Below are 17,361 nucleotides of genomic sequence, written 5' to 3' on the forward strand. Positions count from 1 at the left end.
ACTGCGATTCAATTATTACAGTAATATTAATTTAATAAAAATAAAAAAGGCCCAAGCAATTTACAGTCCCCTCAGGGTCTCTCATAGAGGACCCTGAGGTATAAAATTGGGGCAGAAGCAACCCAAGGGCCCCTTTCAGGAGACCCTGAGGGGACGTAAATTTATCATAAATTAAAGACATACATGGACACTGAGTCGAAAAAAGGCTTCTAAAAGCGCTTAAATGAGCATACTAAAACTGCCATCGGAACGTGTTGTAGATTTTTAAAGGAAACTCTTTATCCCAGTCCACTTTAAGGTTCTTTTCGGGAAAATCATCATTTACCTGATATATCCAAGATCTTAGTAATTTGTTATTCTTGGTTTCGATTATTCTGACGGATTGAAAGAATGCACCATTGACATAATCAAAATAACACTCTTCTTCATAAACTTTGTCTTTAAAAGTTAACATAACGATATATCGATGCGAGCAAGGGTAGCTCGGTGCTAGGGGAAGAGGATCAATCGTGCCTTTTTCACCAGGGCGTAATACTGTAGCGCCGATAGGCAAGAGGCTGCGCTTCCAACAATCTTGATCTATGGCATTATACAACTTTTTATCACGCAATAATATCCGACTCTGCTTACAAGCTATTAGGCTATCATAATTTGCTATATAACCTTCTACATTGAAAGCTGGCTTAGAATTAAGGTTTATCAACCCTCCGATGATTTTTTTAGGAGAAAAAACAATAAATCGAAAAATTGGCACACTATCGGTTCCGCCTATTAGATCACTCAACTTAGTTGCTGATAATGCTAGTTGGTCTGAAGACTCTCTTTGCTTCTTTATTATCAAATTGCTTTGACTTTTGAAACCAATTACGTTTTCGCTACGGGAACTATCCAGTTTTCGTTTCAAGGTGTCAATTCTACCGTGGGCACTTCTTAAGCTATCATTTAATGCGAGAGTAGCTTTTTTACTTTCAAACCCCGAAAAAAGAACGCCTATAATTGATATTAAAGTCATAAAAACTATTACAAGTCGACTTCGTTTAGCATTCTTTTTAATATATAATCTCTTTGCCTTAAAACCCGCAGCTAGGGCAAGCGTACTTAATATGCCAGCTAACAGCAATGCTATAATTTGAAAAAAGCCGCTAACGCTTATTTGAATGTTTTCCTTAAGCCAGTTAAACATGGTGATTTAGTTTAATTACTCAAATCTACACCTTTTTCTATCCTATAACAGCGCACGGCATGCCCCTATTTTAGCACGTTAAAGTTGAAAGACGCTCTTAAAGTTGTACGGTGTAATCGGGCATTTTGTCCCTGAAAGTGTTGTCATTGATATTGTTGGAATTTTGTTAGAATGAAAGGACACATTCTATTAAATGCAGAAATTTCAAAAAGCACCATTTGTAATCCCCTCAGGGTCCCTTTCAGGAGACCCTGAGGGGGCCTAAAACAAAAGGTCTTAGCAAATTGCTAAGACCTTTTGTTTTCCCGCATGGGCTCGAACCACGATCGTCTGAACCAGAATCAGAAGTGTTACCATTACACCACAGGAAAATATAGGCAAATATAATACATACCGCTCCATTAACCAACAGGTACTTGTCAGCCTTGCGTTATATCTGTTATTGCCAGTTAGTTTATTTACCGATAGCTAATTGCAACAACCAATGTACCAGATCATTAGCTGCCTTGTCGTTTTCAAAGCCAGCTGGTAGCCTGCCATTTACGTATTCGTTATACAACCAGGGGTCGCCTACGGCAACCACTGTACCTTTACCATATTTAGCGCTGGCTATAATGGTAGCGCCATTGCTGTTTTTCAAAACAGACGTTGCCGGTCCTGTAAGACCGATGGAACATACATCCTTCATAAATATTTTATTGGACGTGGCAAATACCGGGTTGCCGGTGGTTTTTACAGCTCCATCTTCAAAATGATTATCATCAATCACATGATTTTGCAGATCGTCATTAAAGTGCATACCAAATTTGGCCGCCAGCGTGTTAAAATGAGGCAACTCTACATTAGCGCTGTCATTAGCCATCATTAAAAGTACACCACCTTTTTTTACCCATTTGGTAATTTCCTCCACATCCTTTGGCTGAATGTAGTTGGGATTAGGGTTTTCTTTTTTTGTATCCGGATCAACTATGATATAGATAGCCGTGTTTTTGAGATTATCCGCAGTAGGTGCCTGATCGAGCGAATCCAACTGTGCCCCGGCAGTTGTAAAAGAAGCGCCGAATGTAGAAAAGCCTGAATTTTGTTTCTCTCCCCACAAATAATGGAAACGCTCCTGCTGCCCGGCCTTATTTTTATGTACTTCGTGGTTAAAATAATAATCGAGCGTAACGGTTTGTGCGCTGGCTGCTAAGCCGGCACTCATCAACAAGGCTACTATAGTTAATTTCAGTTTCATAAAAATGTATTTATAATTTATTGAACACTTGTTAATATTGAACACCGAACATCCAATAATGAATTTCGAACAGTAAAATCAATCATTATTGGACATTCAGCATTCGATGTTCGATATTATCTGTTTACCAACAGGCGAGCTTATTCTTTGTTCTTATACCCCACCAAATATCGAGAAACCGCCATCAACGCAGATCATCGAACCGGTTACAAATGCCGAAGCATCGCTCAGCAGCCAGGTCAATGCGCCTTTCAACTCATCGGCATGGCCGAAACGTTTAAATGGCGTTTGCTTGATCACCAGTTCACCACGTTGGGTATAGCCACCTTCGGGTTTGGTTAGCAGGTTACGGTTTTGCTCGGTCAGGAAAAAGCCGGGTGCTAAAGCGTTCATCCTGATCTTATCGCCATAACGGTTAGCCAGCTCAACCGCAAACCATTGGTTGTAGCAATCAACCGCGGCCTTACCTATATTGTAACCCAATACTTTGGTGATAGCACGCTTAGAGTTCATAGATGATACATTCACGATACTTCCTTTACCGGCGGTTGTAGCAATGGCCTCGCCAAATATCTGTGTTGGAATGATAGTCCCCCAGGTATTCAGGTCCATTACTCTTTTCATTCCTGCAATGTTCATTTTAAAAATATCCTCTTCGGGGGCCAGTACGCCTTCGGGCATGTTACCACCGGCTCCGTTCACCAGGCCATCAACTTTACCAAAAGCAGCTACAATTTTATTTTTAGCGGCTATCAGTTCTTCCTCGTTCAGCACATCGGCTACTAGTGCTATGGCTTTGCCGCCATTTTTGCTGATGGCTTCGGCACGCTCTTCGGCCACTTCTTTTTTACGACCCAGTATGCCTACCGCACCTCCGGCTTCCACAATAGCGTTTACAAACGCATCGCCCAGGATGCCGGTACCGCCGGTTACTACAATAACTTTACCGGCTAATGAAAATGAATTTTCCAATGTCTTTTATATTTTATTAATCAATTGATCTTTATCTGATATCAGGTATAGCAATAGCATCCATATCGGTATAATCGAGGTTTTCACCTGCCATACCCCATATAAAACTATAGCTGGCTGTGCCGCTGCCCGAGTGTATGCTCCATGGTGGCGACACTACAGCATCATAATTACCCATCAGGATATGACGGGTTTCCTGCCCCTCACCCATATAATGAAATACTCTTTGTCCTGCAGGTACATCAAAATAAAAGTATGCCTCCATACGGCGATCATGCACGTGCGCCGGCATAGTATTCCACACACTACCATCATGCAGTATGGTTAAGCCCATTACCAGCTGGCAGCTTTTGATACCCTCCAGGTGAATGTATTTATTGATGGTACGTTTGTTGGCTGTTTCGATAGAACCAGTGTGTACTTTGGCCGCATCCTCATTAGTCATTAATGTAGTAGGATATACTGCATGTGCCGGAGCCGAAAGCAGATAGAATACCGCTGGCTGCGCGCTATTTTTACTGGTAAATTTTACACTTTTAACACCCTTACCTATATAAAGGCAATCGAGCTTATTTACCTGGAAGGTTTGTCCATCGGCTGTAACCTCGCCATCGCCGGCCACGTTAATGACACCTATCTCGCGACGCTCTAAAAAATAATCGGCACGCAGGTTAGGGTAATTTTCCAGCTCTACCGACTGAGTTACCGGATGTGCGGCACCAACGATCATGCGATCGTAATGGGTATAAGTACAATTCAGTTTATCGGCCTGTACCAATTGGTCAATTAAAAAACGTTCTCTTATTTGTGCGGTTTGATAACTTTTAAAATCTTCGGGGTGTACGCTATGTATTACTTTCAAGGCTTTATGATTTGGTAGGGCAATTCTACAACGTATCTTTTTTAAATCAAAAGTATTCGGCCCTTTATTCTACTCAAACGTTTGCGCTGAGGATCTTTGTTAACATAAAAGCAACAAAAAAGCCGCTGACATAAAATATCAGCGGCCTTAAAAATGATACTTGACCGGTGTATATTAGTCCTCGTTCACAAATGAACGCAGCATCCAGGTATTTTTTTCGTTAAACTGCATAAAGCGGTTTACCATATCGTTTGAGCCATCGTCGCCAGCCTCGGCGGTAATGTCCAGGATCTCTCTTTCTTTAGAAATTAAAACAGCAAGGTCTTCAATAACGGCCTTTACCATTTTGGTATCTTTTAAGCCAATAGTTTGGATCTCTTTGATGGCCGATTTTTCGATGTAATCATGAAAAGTGCTGTATGGTGATTTACCCAGGGTTAGTATCCTTTCGGCAAGCTCGTCAATGGTGGTTAACGCGGCGGTGTATAGCTCTTCGAACTTTAAGTGTAGGGTAAAAAAGTTTTGCCCTTTGATGTTCCAGTGGCAGCCGCGTACTTTTTGGTAGTAGATATGATAGTTGGCCAAAAGGTCATTTAAGTGGTCAACAACAGGTTTTACTTTACCTTCTTCCAGACTAATTTCTTTTGCGTTCATATATAAATAGTGATTTTTATGTTTAACATTTGCTTGGCAGCAATGTTTGGTAAATATAAACAGATTTGATTTTATTGCCCATATTTACACACTTTATGACACAGATGCTACCTTTTATTAACGAGCAATTTGACTGGCCCATCTGGCGTATGGAAATTGATAATATCAACTCCACTTTGTTTGTTGAATTACGTAACAGCGAAGACAAAAAAGTAGCTTTTGGCGCGGTTAGCCTACTTAACGGCAAGGTCTATTTTAAGGATGTAACCACACCCGAACGATGGCTCACAGGTATTGAAGCCGCTTATGATGGCGTACTATTGGTGCACAACTACCAATCGGCAAATGGCCCTATCCATAAAGGCTTGATAGCTATTGAGGGCATAAGCGGGCAAGCCTTGTGGAGCAATTATACTTTGGCATTTGATCATCTGTCTGCAAACGGCCCGATGGTTTATAATAGTCAGATACAACCTAAGAAATTATTTTTAGTTGATATGAAAACCGGAGAGCTTTTACGGGCCCATCAACCGGTGATAGATACCCCATTATACAACCATATTGTTGTGCCACAGATGCTCCCGGCAGAGCTTTTAAAAGAATTACCCTTACCTGCCGAACCATATGCAAATACCCTGCATTATTTGGAGCACAATAGCTGCAGAATTGTATCTTTGCACACGTTTTTTCAGGAAAAAATAAAACAGCACTTATATATTATTAACAGCGAAGGTGTAATTGTTTACCGCGATTTATTAAACAGCAACATACAAAAATTGCAACCCGAGGCGTTTGTAATACATAAGAATAACCTGATCTATTTAAAAGAACGATCAGCATTAATAGTTTTAAACTTATAAGTTACTGTATTATAATTCATTATGAAAGTAAAGATTTTATTAGTCATCGCTCCCCTACTTACCCTGTCCATATCCATTTTTGCAAACCCGGTTGTAGACTCTATTGGAGTAGAAAACCTGAACGGAAAAAAAGTTGTACTACACAAACTTGATCCTAAAGATAATTACTACTCTATCGGTCGCCGTTATAATGTAAGCCCAAAGGCTATTATACAATTCAATAACAATGCAGCACTTAAAATTGGCGGCATTATAAAAGTACCTACTGAGCAGTCGTTTACCCAAACTGCAGCAACTACACCTGCATCTGTTCAACAAAACAAGCCACAAGTGCAGCCACCGGTTCAGCAACCAAAACCACAGGTACAACAACCAGTTGTTCAACAGCCAAAACCACAAACACAGCAACCGGTAGTTCAACAACAGGCACCGGCAACAACAGTAGCTACAACGACCCCACCAGCCGATACCACACCTGCCAAACCATTGAACATGGATAATATACAGCAGTACAAAGTATCTGCAGGCGAAACGCTTTATTCTATAGCTAAACGTTTTGGTACTTCTGTTGAAGATATCACCAAATTAAACGGATTAACCTCCAGCACGCTTACCCCTAACCAGATCGTCAAAGTACGTTCGGGCATGCCACCGGAAGAAAGACCTGTAGCTAAACAAGATGCTGTAGTAACTACCCAGGATTCGACCGTTGCGGCTATTGACAGCGCGAGCAATAAGTTAAAAGCCAATCGTTTTGGCCTATATGAAAAAAATGAAACCGGCGTAGCCACCTGGATTGATGATACCAGCCTTGACCCTAAAAAAGAATTGGTATTACACCGTACCGCCCCTATCGGTACCGTGATTAAGATCACCAATCCCATGAACAACCATACCACCTACGCTAAAGTTGTAGGCAGATTTACTGACAGCGAGGCTACCAAGGACGTACTTATTGTAATGACCAAAAACACAGCCGACGCATTAGGTGCTTTAGATAAACGCATTCACGTAAACATCAGCTACGGCAGTCCGAACCCGAATGAATAAACCTTATATTATTGGAATTGCCGGTGGTAGTGGATCTGGCAAAACCTTTTTCTTGAAAAGTTTCCTGGAGCATTTTACTGCCGACGAGGTGTGCCTGGTATCGCAGGATGACTATTATTTTCGCGTGGCTCATAAGATGACGTCAGAAGAAAATAAAGTTTATAATTTTGATCTGCCATCCACCATTGACCATGAGCATTTTCAGCAGGATATCAGTAGACTTCTTAATAATGAAACCGTTATTAAGCCCGAGTATACTTTTAACAACCCTAATGTGGTGCCCAAAATGCTGGAAATAAAACCAGCACCTATTTTAATTGTGGAGGGTTTGTTTATCCTGCATTTCAGGGATATTGCCGATATGCTGGACATGAAAATTTTTATTGAAGCCGACGAAGAAGTTGCCATGGAACGTCGCCTGAAACGCGATCTGATAGAGCGCGGCTATTCGCGCGATGATGCTATGTATAAATGGGTAAACCATGTGGTACCAGCCTATAAAGAATTCCTGTTACCATACAAAGACGAATGTGACCGGGTGATCACCAACAACAGCCACGTTGCCAAAGATATTATTGCCGTAACCAAAGAAATATCGGAAGGCTTGCGGGAGAAGTTATTTTAACGGTTCATAGATCATAGTTAATGGTTAATGGCACTACTATGATCTATGATCTATGAACCGTTAACTATGATCAAATAACTATCTCCGGAATCTCTCCCTCAACTATCAACTTACCGGCAGTAGCATTTTTTATTTCCTCAACGCTTACACCCGGAGCACGTTCCAAAAGTTTAAAGCCGCCTTCGGGTAATACATCAAATACACCCAGTTCCGTCACTATTTTTTTTACGCAATGAACACCGGTAAGTGGCAGGGTACATTTAGGTAATAGTTTTGATTCGCCGGCTTTGTTTACATGCTGCATAGCTACGATGATATTTTCGGCTGATGCCACCAGGTCCATCGCGCCGCCCATGCCTTTTACCATTTTACCGGGAATCTTCCAGTTGGCTATGTCGCCGTTTTCGGATACTTCCATGGCACCCAATATGGTGAGGTTTACCTTTTTGGCACGGATCATCCCAAAGCTCATTGCCGAATCAAATATGGCCGAGCCCGGCAGCATGGTAATGGTTTGCTTACCCGCGTTGATCACATCCGGGTCTTCCTCCCCTTCAAACGGAAATGGCCCCATCCCCAGCAGTCCATTTTCTGACTGTAACACCACATCCATGGTTTCGGGTATATAATTGGCTACTAATGTTGGGATACCAATACCCAGGTTAACATAATAACCGTCTTTTATTTCTTTAGCTATTCGCTTTGCTATTCCTGTTTTATCCAACATAATTTCTTATTTATTTCCCCTTGTCATTCTGAGCGTAGCGAAGAATCTAATCGCCGAATAGATCCTTCGTTCCTCAGGATGACAAATGGGTGTATAATTCGCTCCTGCTTCGTTCCTCGCAATGACGCGCGGTTTTAGTTCAGGTTCTTTGTTCTTTACTCCTTCTATCCTTGCTCCTTCCCATTCTTACTCCCTTTATCCTTATTCCTTCGCCCTCACCGTCCTTTGCTCTATCCTTTTCTCATAATCTTTCCCCTGAAAAATACGGTGTACATATATACCGGGAGTGTGTACATGATCGGGATCAAGTTCGCCGGGTTGTACTAACTCTTCTACCTCGGCAATGGTTATTTTGCCGGCCATAGCCATAACAGGGTTAAAGTTACGCGCGGTCGACCGGTATACGAGGTTGCCCATGGTATCCCCCTTCCAGGCTTTTACAATGGCAAAATCAGCATCAAAGGCCATTTCCATCAGGTAATCCTTACCATCAAAATTGCGGGTTTCCTTACCCTCAGCCACCTCAGTGCCTACACCGGCTGGGGTAAAAATGGCTGGCATACCATAACCGGCAGCCATACAGCGGGTAGCCAGCGTGCCCTGGGGCAACAGCTCTACTTCCAGCTCGCCGCTGAGTAATTGACGTTCAAATTCAGCATTTTCGCCAACGTAGGAAGAGATCATTTTTTTTACCTGGCGCTGTTTCAACATCAGTCCGATACCAAAATCATCAACCCCGGCATTGTTGGAGATACAGGTTAATTCTTTCCGTCCCTGTTTCACCAGTGCGGTTATACAATTTTCGGGCAGCCCGCAAAGGCCAAAGCCACCCAGCATTAAAGTCATGCCATCCTGAATATCGCGGATGGCCTCATCGGCACCACTAACTACTTTATTCATGTTCAATAATTGGTTGGTCAAATTTAGATATAAGAGTCGAGAGTAAGGATATAAGAGGTAAGAATTAAGATAATTTTTAGGCCACAAAACGAACATGCCATTGCGAGCGATAACGCGGCAATAGGCCCCCTCTAAATCTCCCCCGGAAGGGGAGACTTTTGGAAAATATTTAAAAGCCCTCCCCTCCGGGGAGGGTTGGGTGGGGCTCCAACTCGCAATGGCATAGTTTTAAATCCCAATCCTGTTAATCGTATTTTACCACTTCACCTGCTTATCAATAAAGCCGATCAGATCATCGGCCATGGCCTGCTGTTCTTTGGCACTGGGATGTCCCGGGGTATTTTTGAAAGGGAAAAAATGCGTATAGATAGCTTTATCGTTCAGTGAGGCTACCGCCTTTTCGATATAACCCGGCCATGGCGAACCAGCTTTGGTAGCATCCATACTGCCCAGGGCGCAAATAATCTGCGTCTTGGGGTATTTTTTTCGAATATTTTTCACAAACTCCCGGTAGGCTTTGATGATTTGCTCGGGTTCGGGAGCTTTGGTACCAAAACGTTCTTTAAACTGCTGGTTGTTGGGCTGCTGAACTATCCAGGAGTCGTTCTGAAACAGATTGATAACCACCAACTCCGGCGTATATTTCGAAAAACTCCACAAACTGGTCGGATCCGTAGGATCGAGCCGGTTATACATTTCGGGCATGATAAGCGGGAACCAGCTTACCAGAACACCGATGCCACTTTTGGAGGTACACACATAATCTGCATCAAAGTGGCGGGCGGTAATAGCAGCATAGCTGATATAGCCATTTTCATAAGGAGCTGTGCCCCTGTCCTTCCCGGTGGTATCCTCAACCGCGTAACCGCAGGTAATGGAATTGCCAAAAAACTCTATGTGCCGTTTTTTAGCGGATGGCGCAGGTAAAACTGTAGCCTCTTTAGCCAATATAAATTGGCAAAAAATGGTTTTGCCCATTTCCCACTCTGTACGTTTAAATAATTCCAGGCTGTGCGAACCTGCTGGTAAACCTTCGGCAAGTGTATAAATTCTTTTAGTATTATCCAGGTGGATGGTGTTGATCACCTTACCATCAACAATTACGGTAAAATAGTTTTCGCCGCGTTCATCCTGTAGCAAAGCCGATGCGCCGGTACCTGTAAAGTTAATTTTAACCGATGAGCCAGTCCAGTAAAGCTCTGCAGCCTCGTCGGTCATGTTGATACGACCGGTATAACGGATATGTGAATCTTTACTTTTAAATACCGCGATTTGAGCATTAGAGCAGCTTAAACCGGCAGCAAAAATGAAGAACAGAATTACAGAGCAGATCTTACACATGGGTTGACTCAATTAACAAAAAGATGGTTTACATGGTTTACACTTTTCATGGTTAACATTCATATAAATACATGATAATTAAATACTTACATCTTAATTCCCCCAAAAAGTGTAAACCATGTTTTTGGGGTATAAATATCATTAGCTAAACGTCAATTCATCAATGACCACAGCATCAGTCCAAAGGGGTACCGAACTGCAATATATAGGCATTGTTATCAAAAACCGCGAACTCCCGCATACCATAGCTAAAATTTTCTATGGGATAGCAGATCACGGCTTTTTCCTTCAACTCGTTCCAAATCTCGTCTACATTATTGGTGCGGATGTAAAACGAGCCTGTGAATTTAGGCACAGTAAAAGTTTCGTGCTCATTGGGGAGTGCTATCATGATTTCAATATCATCCCTGTTCACGGTTGCCCAGCCCCAGTCCTCATCAAAACCAACGCAGGTAAAACCCAGATTACTAACATAAAAATCAACGCTTTCCTTAACACGAAGCGTATATAACATAGGAGTGATACTTTTTAATGCCATCTTTTTTGGACTATGTGATTTTTAGATTATGGGACTATTGGATTAGGGGACTTTGAGACCAGAGAGCAAAGATAATTGAATAAAAGATTTGGGTTTTAATCCCTAATCCAATAGTCCCATAATCTCAAAGTCCCATAGTCCCCTAATTCTTGATCCAAACAGCTAATTTACTTTAAATATGCATATGTTATACCATCTCCACCCCGGTCAGCGTGTTCATCTTCCAAACGGTCAACCTGGTCGTATTTTTTAAGGTATTGCCTGATCATTTTACGCAGGATACCATCGCCCTTGCCGTGGATGATCTTGAGGTTATTGAAGCCCATCATCAGGGCACGGTCAAACAGTTTTTCAATAGCATGCAGGGCATCTTCGGTGCGCATACCACGCACGTCAATCTCCGGACTAAAACTGGCCAGATCATTGGTATGCGAGTTAAAGTTCCTGCGGATATCTTTCGGCACCGACGATTTAGAAACTTTGATCACCCGTTTCCTTTTGGCCACGGTGCGCAGGTCGCCAATAGCAATTACTACATTGTCCTTGATCAGCTCGATCACCTGCCCGGTAGTTTCCGAGTCAGTTAGTTTTACCCAATCGCCGGGTTTTAACTCCTCGTCAGCTGTAGGGCTGGGTTTTACTGGTTCAACCTTAACGGTATTCTTTTTAAGTTCGATGTTTAGGTTTTCGCGCAGATTACGAGTAACTTCTTTATCGGCATTACTGCTTTTTATTTCGGATATGGTATTCTCTACCAGCTTATTGGCATTCAGGATGATATTTTTCGCCTGATCTTTAGCCTCTTTGATCAGCACTTTTTTATTTTCATCCAGGTAGCTTTTCAGCTTTTCATTTTCTGTTTGCAGCTCGTTTACCCGGCGCTGCTGCTTGTCCAGCTTTTGTTTGGTTTCAAATATCTCGCGTTTTTCGCGTTCCAGGTCAACCAGGAGCGTATCTACTTTTTTCTGCCCTTCGCTTATTTTATTTTTGGCCAGGTTGAGCACATTAACGGGTAAACCTATTTTTTGAGCAATCTCAAACGCGTAAGAACTGCCGGGCTTACCAATTTCCAATTGGTAAAGCGGTTTCATCTCCACGTTGTTAAACAGCATCGAAGCATTTTCGATTCCCTCGGTATTACTGGCAAATATTTTTAGGTTGGAGTAGTGTGTGGTGACCATACCCCTCACCTTTTTTTGGTTCAACGACTCCAGCACAGCCTCGGCAATAGGGCCGCCAAACTGAGGATCGGTTCCTGTACCAAACTCATCAATCAGGATCAGCGTTTTTCCGTTGGCGTCCTCCACAAAAGTTTTCATTTTGGATAAATGCGCGCTGTAGGTACTCAAGTCACTCTCGATCGACTGGTCATCGCCAATATCAACAAAAAGCTGCTTAAACACCCCAACCACACTCGCTTCGGCAGCAGGGATCAGCAAACCGGCCTGCACCATCATTTGCAGCAAGCCTACGGTTTTCATACAAACCGACTTACCGCCGGCATTTGGCCCCGATACCACAATGATGCGAGTACCTTCATCAATATGTACATTAAGTGGAACCACGGTTTTTTGTTCGGCCTTAAAATTCAGGAACAACAGCGGATGACGTGCATTGTATAGTTTTAAACGGGCTTCGTTAACTACCTGTGGCATTTCAGCCTCTATATCAATGGCAAACAGAGCCTTGGCGCGTACAAAATCAAGCTTGGTTAATAAGCTGTGGTACGATAGCAAAAGCGGCGTATAAGGCCGCAATTCATCCGTAAGGGCGGTCAGTATTTTAACTACCTCGCGGCGGCGTTCAAATTCAAGGTCGCGTACACGGTTATTTAAGGTAAATACCTCCTCGGGCTCCATATAAACGGTTTGACCCGATGCGGATTCATCATGAATAAAGCCTTTGAGCTTGCGCTTATTTTCGGCCAGTAACGGGATACACAAGCGCCCATCACGCACCGTGAGGGAGCCATCAGCTGTCCAACCGCTGCCGGATGCCGCTTTAAATATCTGGTCTATCTTTTTGCGGGCTTCCTGCTCGGCTTTGGCAATACCCATGGTAATTTCATTCAGCTCGCGCGAGGCGTTGGGCCTCATCTTGCCCTTGGCATCAATAACGGCATCTATCTTTTTGAGGATAGCCTTTTCAATAGGCAGGTGTTCAAATAAAGCTTCAAGATTGGGATATAGCCCTTCACGTTCGCTGAAATAAGCGATCACCGCGAATACAGTTTGCAGGGAGGCCTGCACCTGGTAAAATTCTTCCTCAGATAAAAATACACCCTCGATACGGGCTTTATTGGCTAAGGTTTTTATATCGAAAAAGTGATGAATGGGTAAGGCAGCATCATTAACCAGGATATTCTTAAACTCGTTGGCCTGGTTCAGGAACTTGTATATCAGATCGTAATTACTCATCACCTGTATCTTGTCAACCATTTGTTGACCCATTTCGCTCAGGCAATGTGCTTTTATTAATTCTTTTACCTCGGTAAACCCCAGCTTATCAACACTATTTTTTGGGTAAAGCATCAGGATGTTTTTGTTTTAACTTTTTTAGAGAATCAGCCTTGTTGATGGCCTTTGCAGGCTTTTGCGCAGCTTTTTTAATAGAATCGGCCTTGTGGGCCATTTTAATAGAATCGGCTTTTAAATCGTCCTTGCGTTTTTGGGCCGATATCTTGTTAACCGAATCGGCCAGGGCTTTAATCCGGTCATCAACCTTATCATATATATCCGTCAACTTATCCGGGTATTTGGCATAGTAATTCAGGCTCTTTTTAAACGTGCCAGAATCGGTATGGAACCGTTCAAAAGCGGCCAGGTAATTACCCATACCGTATTTATACAAGCTATCGGGAGTTTGTAAACCGGTATATAAGCGTCCGTCGATGATGTGAATTTCGGTTAGTAAGCCGGCCATGGCATCGGGTTTTATGAGTCCAGCAGGGACTTTATTGTTTTTACAGGCACATAAAAATAGTGATACTGAAAAAAACAAGGTTAAATATTTATGCATTCTGTAATTTAGCGGCTAATTAATTAAGCAAATTTACGGATAAATGAGCATTGCAGATAACATCAAAAGCTTAAAAAAAGAAACGGGGTCAGGGGTAACTTTATTGGCGGTGTCGAAAACTAAACCTGCCGCAGACCTGCAGGAGGCCTATGACGCCGGTCAGCGCCTGTTTGGCGAAAACACCGTGCAGGAAATGGTAGAGAAATATGAACAACTACCTAAAGACATTGAATGGCACCTGATAGGGCACCTGCAAACTAACAAGGTTAAATATATTGCCCCTTTTGTGAGCATGATACAATCTGTCGATAGCCTGAAACTGCTGCATGAAATTAACAAACATGCCGAAAAAACAGGCCGTATCATAGATTGCCTGCTGCAAATATATATTGCCGACGAAGAAACCAAATACGGATTGGGTTTTGACGAAGCCATTGAACTACTGCGTTCAGATGAATTTGCAACCTTAAACAATGTACACATTCGCGGACTGATGGGTATTGCCACCAATACTGATAACGAAAAACAAATCAGGGATGAATATTACGAGCTGAAGACATTTTTTGATGGTATTAAGCAAAGCTATTTCCGCAAGATAGATACTTTTGATACGCTGTCGATGGGTATGTCGTCTGACTATAAACTGGCCATTGAACAGGGCAGCAACATGGTACGGGTAGGCAGCACTATTTTTGGCAACCGCGTTATTAAACACTGGAAAAATAATTGATTTTTGATTTCGGATATCGGATATTCGATATCGGATTTAAATTCCAATGACTTAATGACCCACAGCGAATGATTAATGACAATAAAAAAATGAGCATAAATATAAGAGTTGCCCAACGCGAAGATTGCCCACGTTTAATGGAGCTGGTACATGAACTGGCCCTTTTTGAAAAAGCGCCCGAAGAAGTGACCGTGAGCTTACAGGAGTTTGAGGATGCCGGCTTTGGCCCTAAACCAATATGGAAAGCCTTTGTTGCCGAAGCGGAAGGGCAAATAGTTGGCTTCGCGGTTTATTATGTACGCTACTCTACCTGGAAAGGCTGTCGCCTGTACCTGGAAGATCTGATAGTTACAGAACAATACCGCGGTAAAGGTGTTGGTAAATTGTTGTTTAACGTGCTGATTGCCGAAGCTAAAGAATTAGGCTTTAGCGGTATGGTATGGCAGGTGCTCGACTGGAACGAACCCGCTATCAATTTTTATAAAAAATACGAGGCCAGTATGGAAGCCGGGTGGCTTAATGCCTCGTTGTCAAAAGAACAGTTTTTAAACTATTAAGCCATGAAAACCAGCTACCTGTTTTGTTTTATCGCCGTTAGTTTCGCTTTCGGATCATGCCAGTGGGGTGTTCCGGCAAAGCAAAAGGATACTACCAGTATTGACACCCTTTCCTATACCTTTAAAAATATACATGAACGGGCGGCAGATTGCGGCAACAAACCCGATAGCGCTTGTGCGGTTATAACTATCAAATATCCTGTTTTTACCGGTCAGAAAAAGCTAAATGACTCAATTACCCGAAAGATAAGAAACCTGTTTGCCATGGATGGCCACCCTGATAGCACCATCGAGCTCATGAATAAGGCTTTCTTTAAATCGTACAATGATTTGAAGAAAACAGAGCCCAAACTAGCTATGTATTATAAGCTGAGCAGCTATGCCAAGGTGATAATCCAGGATTCAAGTTTAACAACATTGGAGGTTGGAGGCGACACTTATCAGGGCGGCGCGCACGGCGCGGCTGCTACATTCTTTATCAATTGGGATACTAAAGCTAATAAAGACCTTTCGCTGGATGATATTTTCGCAGCTGGTTATGAAGATAAGCTAAGGCTTATTGCCGAAGGCATTTTCAGAAAAGACGAAAAACTGAGCCCTACCGCTTCGCTGGCCAATGATTATTTTTTCAAGGATAATAAATTCGCGCTGAATGATAACTTCCTGATCAGCCCTGTCGGATTAAAATTCTTTTACAATTCCTACGAGATCAAACCTTACGCGGCTGGTACAACAACCCTCATCATCCCCTATTCATCCATTAAATCATTATTACGACCGGGTTCGGTTGTGTCCAAATACATCAAATAAATGCTTGTTTTTAAATTCGGAGGTGCGTCTGTTAAGGATGCCGGTGGCATTATTAACCTGGCCAGCGTTGTTAAAAAATACACAGGAAATCAGTTACTTATAGTGGTATCGGCCATGGGCAAAACCACCAACGCACTGGAAAGCCTTACCCGTGCTTATGTTGATCAGTCAGACAATATGCACCTCATTTACGAGGGCATTAAACAATATCATTTTGATATCCTGCACGAGCTGTTTGAACCCAAGCACTCCGTATTTGACGAGATAGCGAACACCTTTGTGGAAATTGACTGGATGATTGAGGATGAGCCACAGGATGATTACGATTTCATTTATGACCAGCTGGTATCTATCGGTGAACTGGTATCAACCCGCATCATTAGCGCTTATTTAAATAAAGAAGATTTAAAAAATCAGTGGCTGGATGTGCGTGGTTATATCCATACCGATAACACTTACCGTGAAGGTGTTGTGCAATGGGACAAAACCTGCGAAAGTATTACCCGGGATATCCCTGCCTTACTGGATAAAGGTATCGTAGTAACCCAGGGATTTCTAGGCGGCACATCCGAAAATTTCACCACCACGCTGGGACGTGAAGGATCTGACTACACCGCATCCATTTTTGCGGCTTGCCTCAATGCCCAATCGGTAACCACCTGGAAAGATGTACCGGGCATCCTGAACGCCGATCCTAAGTTTTTTACCGATACTGTAAAGTTTGATGAGCTTTCCTATTCCGAAGCTATCGAAATGACTTATTACGGGGCAAGCGTTATCCACCCAAAAACTATCAAACCGCTGCAAAACGCACATATCCCCCTGCTGGTTAAACCCTTTACCGATCCTTCGGCACCAGGCACTGTTATTAAGGAAGATGGTGTAAATACATTTGTAAAACCGGTCATCATCTTGAAACAAAACCAGGTACTGCTGTCGGTATCATCTAAAGATTATTCCTTCGTTACCGAAGATCACCTGAGCGATATTTTTGGTCTGTTTGCCCAAAATCAGGTCAAAGTAAATGTAATGCAAACATCGGCACTGAGCTTTTCTGTTTGTTTTGACTTTTATGAAGAGCGCTTTGAAAAGCTGCTCAACAGTTTGCAGCAGAATTTTAAGGTAAAATACAATACCGGCTTAACGCTCATCACCATCAGGCATCATGCAGAAAACGCGCTGAAGGAACTAACCCAAGGAAAAACTGTATTACTGGAACAAGTAAGCAGGAACACCGCGCAAGTGGTGGTGAAGTAGTTAAAATTATTTCGGATTTCGGATATTCGAATCCGAAATA

At 42.6% G+C, this 17,361-nt stretch carries 18 protein-coding genes; 7 read left to right on the forward strand and 11 right to left on the reverse strand.

What is annotated here, in order from left to right:
* Positions 1-232: 232 nt before the first annotated feature.
* From BW976_RS08860 to BW976_RS08885, 5 genes are all read right to left on the reverse strand, one after another.
* Positions 233-1,183, reverse strand: coding sequence for a hypothetical protein (locus tag BW976_RS08860; protein WP_076372534.1), 951 nt, complete (start codon positions 1,181-1,183; stop codon positions 233-235).
* Positions 1,184-1,637: 454 nt separating this feature from the next.
* The gene (locus BW976_RS08870; RefSeq protein ID WP_076372536.1) at positions 1,638-2,420 is read right to left on the reverse strand and encodes a DUF4350 domain-containing protein; all 783 of its coding nucleotides are present in this window, start codon (positions 2,418-2,420) and stop codon (positions 1,638-1,640) included.
* Positions 2,421-2,573: 153 nt separating this feature from the next.
* A complete protein-coding gene (locus tag BW976_RS08875) occupies positions 2,574-3,392 on the reverse strand; it encodes an SDR family oxidoreductase (protein ID WP_076372538.1) in 819 nt (272 codons plus the stop codon).
* A gap of 31 nt (positions 3,393-3,423) precedes the next feature.
* Positions 3,424-4,254, reverse strand: a complete 831-nt coding sequence (gene kduI, locus BW976_RS08880; protein WP_076372540.1) for a 5-dehydro-4-deoxy-D-glucuronate isomerase — start codon at positions 4,252-4,254, stop codon at positions 3,424-3,426.
* A 174-nt stretch (positions 4,255-4,428) separates the two neighbouring features.
* On the reverse strand, positions 4,429-4,908 hold the full coding sequence (locus BW976_RS08885; RefSeq protein ID WP_076372542.1) for a Dps family protein: 480 nt from the start codon (positions 4,906-4,908) through the stop codon (positions 4,429-4,431).
* 95 nt (positions 4,909-5,003) lie between these two features.
* On the opposite strand from BW976_RS08885, the gene BW976_RS08890 reads away from it, so the two are divergent.
* Genes BW976_RS08890 through BW976_RS08900 form a run of 3 tightly spaced genes read left to right on the forward strand, consistent with a single transcriptional unit; the run spans position 5,004 to position 7,443 of the window.
* On the forward strand, positions 5,004-5,768 hold the full coding sequence (locus BW976_RS08890) for a DUF4905 domain-containing protein (protein ID WP_076372544.1): 765 nt from the start codon (positions 5,004-5,006) through the stop codon (positions 5,766-5,768).
* A gap of 21 nt (positions 5,769-5,789) precedes the next feature.
* A complete protein-coding gene (locus BW976_RS08895; protein WP_076372546.1) occupies positions 5,790-6,818 on the forward strand; it encodes a LysM peptidoglycan-binding domain-containing protein in 1,029 nt (342 codons plus the stop codon).
* Positions 6,811-7,443 (forward strand): uridine kinase family protein, encoded by a 633-nt coding sequence (locus tag BW976_RS08900; RefSeq protein WP_076372548.1) that lies wholly within the window; start codon positions 6,811-6,813, stop codon positions 7,441-7,443. Before BW976_RS08895 ends, BW976_RS08900 begins: the two co-directional genes overlap by 8 nt.
* Before the next feature lie 70 nt (positions 7,444-7,513).
* Here the strand turns inward: BW976_RS08900 and BW976_RS08905 are convergent, their stop codons facing one another.
* The 6 genes from BW976_RS08905 to BW976_RS08930 all read right to left on the reverse strand — a co-directional run bounded on the left by BW976_RS08905 (position 7,514) and on the right by BW976_RS08930 (position 13,967).
* Positions 7,514-8,170, reverse strand: coding sequence for a 3-oxoacid CoA-transferase subunit B (locus BW976_RS08905; RefSeq protein ID WP_076372550.1), 657 nt, complete (start codon positions 8,168-8,170; stop codon positions 7,514-7,516).
* A 201-nt stretch (positions 8,171-8,371) separates the two neighbouring features.
* Positions 8,372-9,070: a CoA transferase subunit A gene (locus BW976_RS08910; RefSeq protein ID WP_076372551.1), complete on the reverse strand. Its 699-nt coding sequence runs from the start codon at positions 9,068-9,070 to the stop codon at positions 8,372-8,374.
* Between the two features lie 255 nt (positions 9,071-9,325).
* On the reverse strand, positions 9,326-10,411 hold the full coding sequence (locus tag BW976_RS08915) for an SGNH/GDSL hydrolase family protein (RefSeq protein WP_076372553.1): 1,086 nt from the start codon (positions 10,409-10,411) through the stop codon (positions 9,326-9,328).
* 175 nt (positions 10,412-10,586) lie between these two features.
* Positions 10,587-10,949 (reverse strand): VOC family protein, encoded by a 363-nt coding sequence (locus BW976_RS08920; RefSeq protein ID WP_076372555.1) that lies wholly within the window; start codon positions 10,947-10,949, stop codon positions 10,587-10,589.
* 167 nt (positions 10,950-11,116) lie between these two features.
* A complete protein-coding gene (locus BW976_RS08925) occupies positions 11,117-13,480 on the reverse strand; it encodes an endonuclease MutS2 (protein ID WP_076372557.1) in 2,364 nt (787 codons plus the stop codon).
* Positions 13,461-13,967, reverse strand: coding sequence for a DUF4296 domain-containing protein (locus BW976_RS08930; protein WP_076372559.1), 507 nt, complete (start codon positions 13,965-13,967; stop codon positions 13,461-13,463). The genes BW976_RS08925 and BW976_RS08930 overlap by 20 nt, the downstream gene beginning before the upstream one ends.
* Positions 13,968-14,010: 43 nt before the next feature.
* Between BW976_RS08930 and BW976_RS08935 the strand changes: the two genes are divergently transcribed.
* The 4 genes from BW976_RS08935 to BW976_RS08950 all read left to right on the forward strand — a co-directional run bounded on the left by BW976_RS08935 (position 14,011) and on the right by BW976_RS08950 (position 17,321).
* Positions 14,011-14,697 carry a YggS family pyridoxal phosphate-dependent enzyme gene (locus tag BW976_RS08935; RefSeq protein ID WP_076372561.1) on the forward strand — a complete coding sequence of 229 codons (687 nt, stop codon included), beginning with the start codon at positions 14,011-14,013 and terminating at the stop codon, positions 14,695-14,697.
* 89 nt (positions 14,698-14,786) lie between these two features.
* Positions 14,787-15,254, forward strand: a complete 468-nt coding sequence (locus BW976_RS08940) for a GNAT family N-acetyltransferase (RefSeq protein WP_076372828.1) — start codon at positions 14,787-14,789, stop codon at positions 15,252-15,254.
* 3 nt (positions 15,255-15,257) lie between these two features.
* Entirely contained in the window at positions 15,258-16,064 is an 807-nt protein-coding gene (locus tag BW976_RS08945) for a DUF3298 and DUF4163 domain-containing protein (protein WP_076372563.1), read from the forward strand.
* On the forward strand, positions 16,065-17,321 hold the full coding sequence (locus tag BW976_RS08950; protein ID WP_076372565.1) for an aspartate kinase: 1,257 nt from the start codon (positions 16,065-16,067) through the stop codon (positions 17,319-17,321).
* The last annotated feature ends 40 nt before the right edge of the window (positions 17,322-17,361 follow it).

Origin of the sequence: Mucilaginibacter lappiensis (assembly GCF_900155965.1) — a bacterium.
In the GTDB taxonomy this organism is placed as follows: domain Bacteria; phylum Bacteroidota; class Bacteroidia; order Sphingobacteriales; family Sphingobacteriaceae; genus Mucilaginibacter; species Mucilaginibacter lappiensis.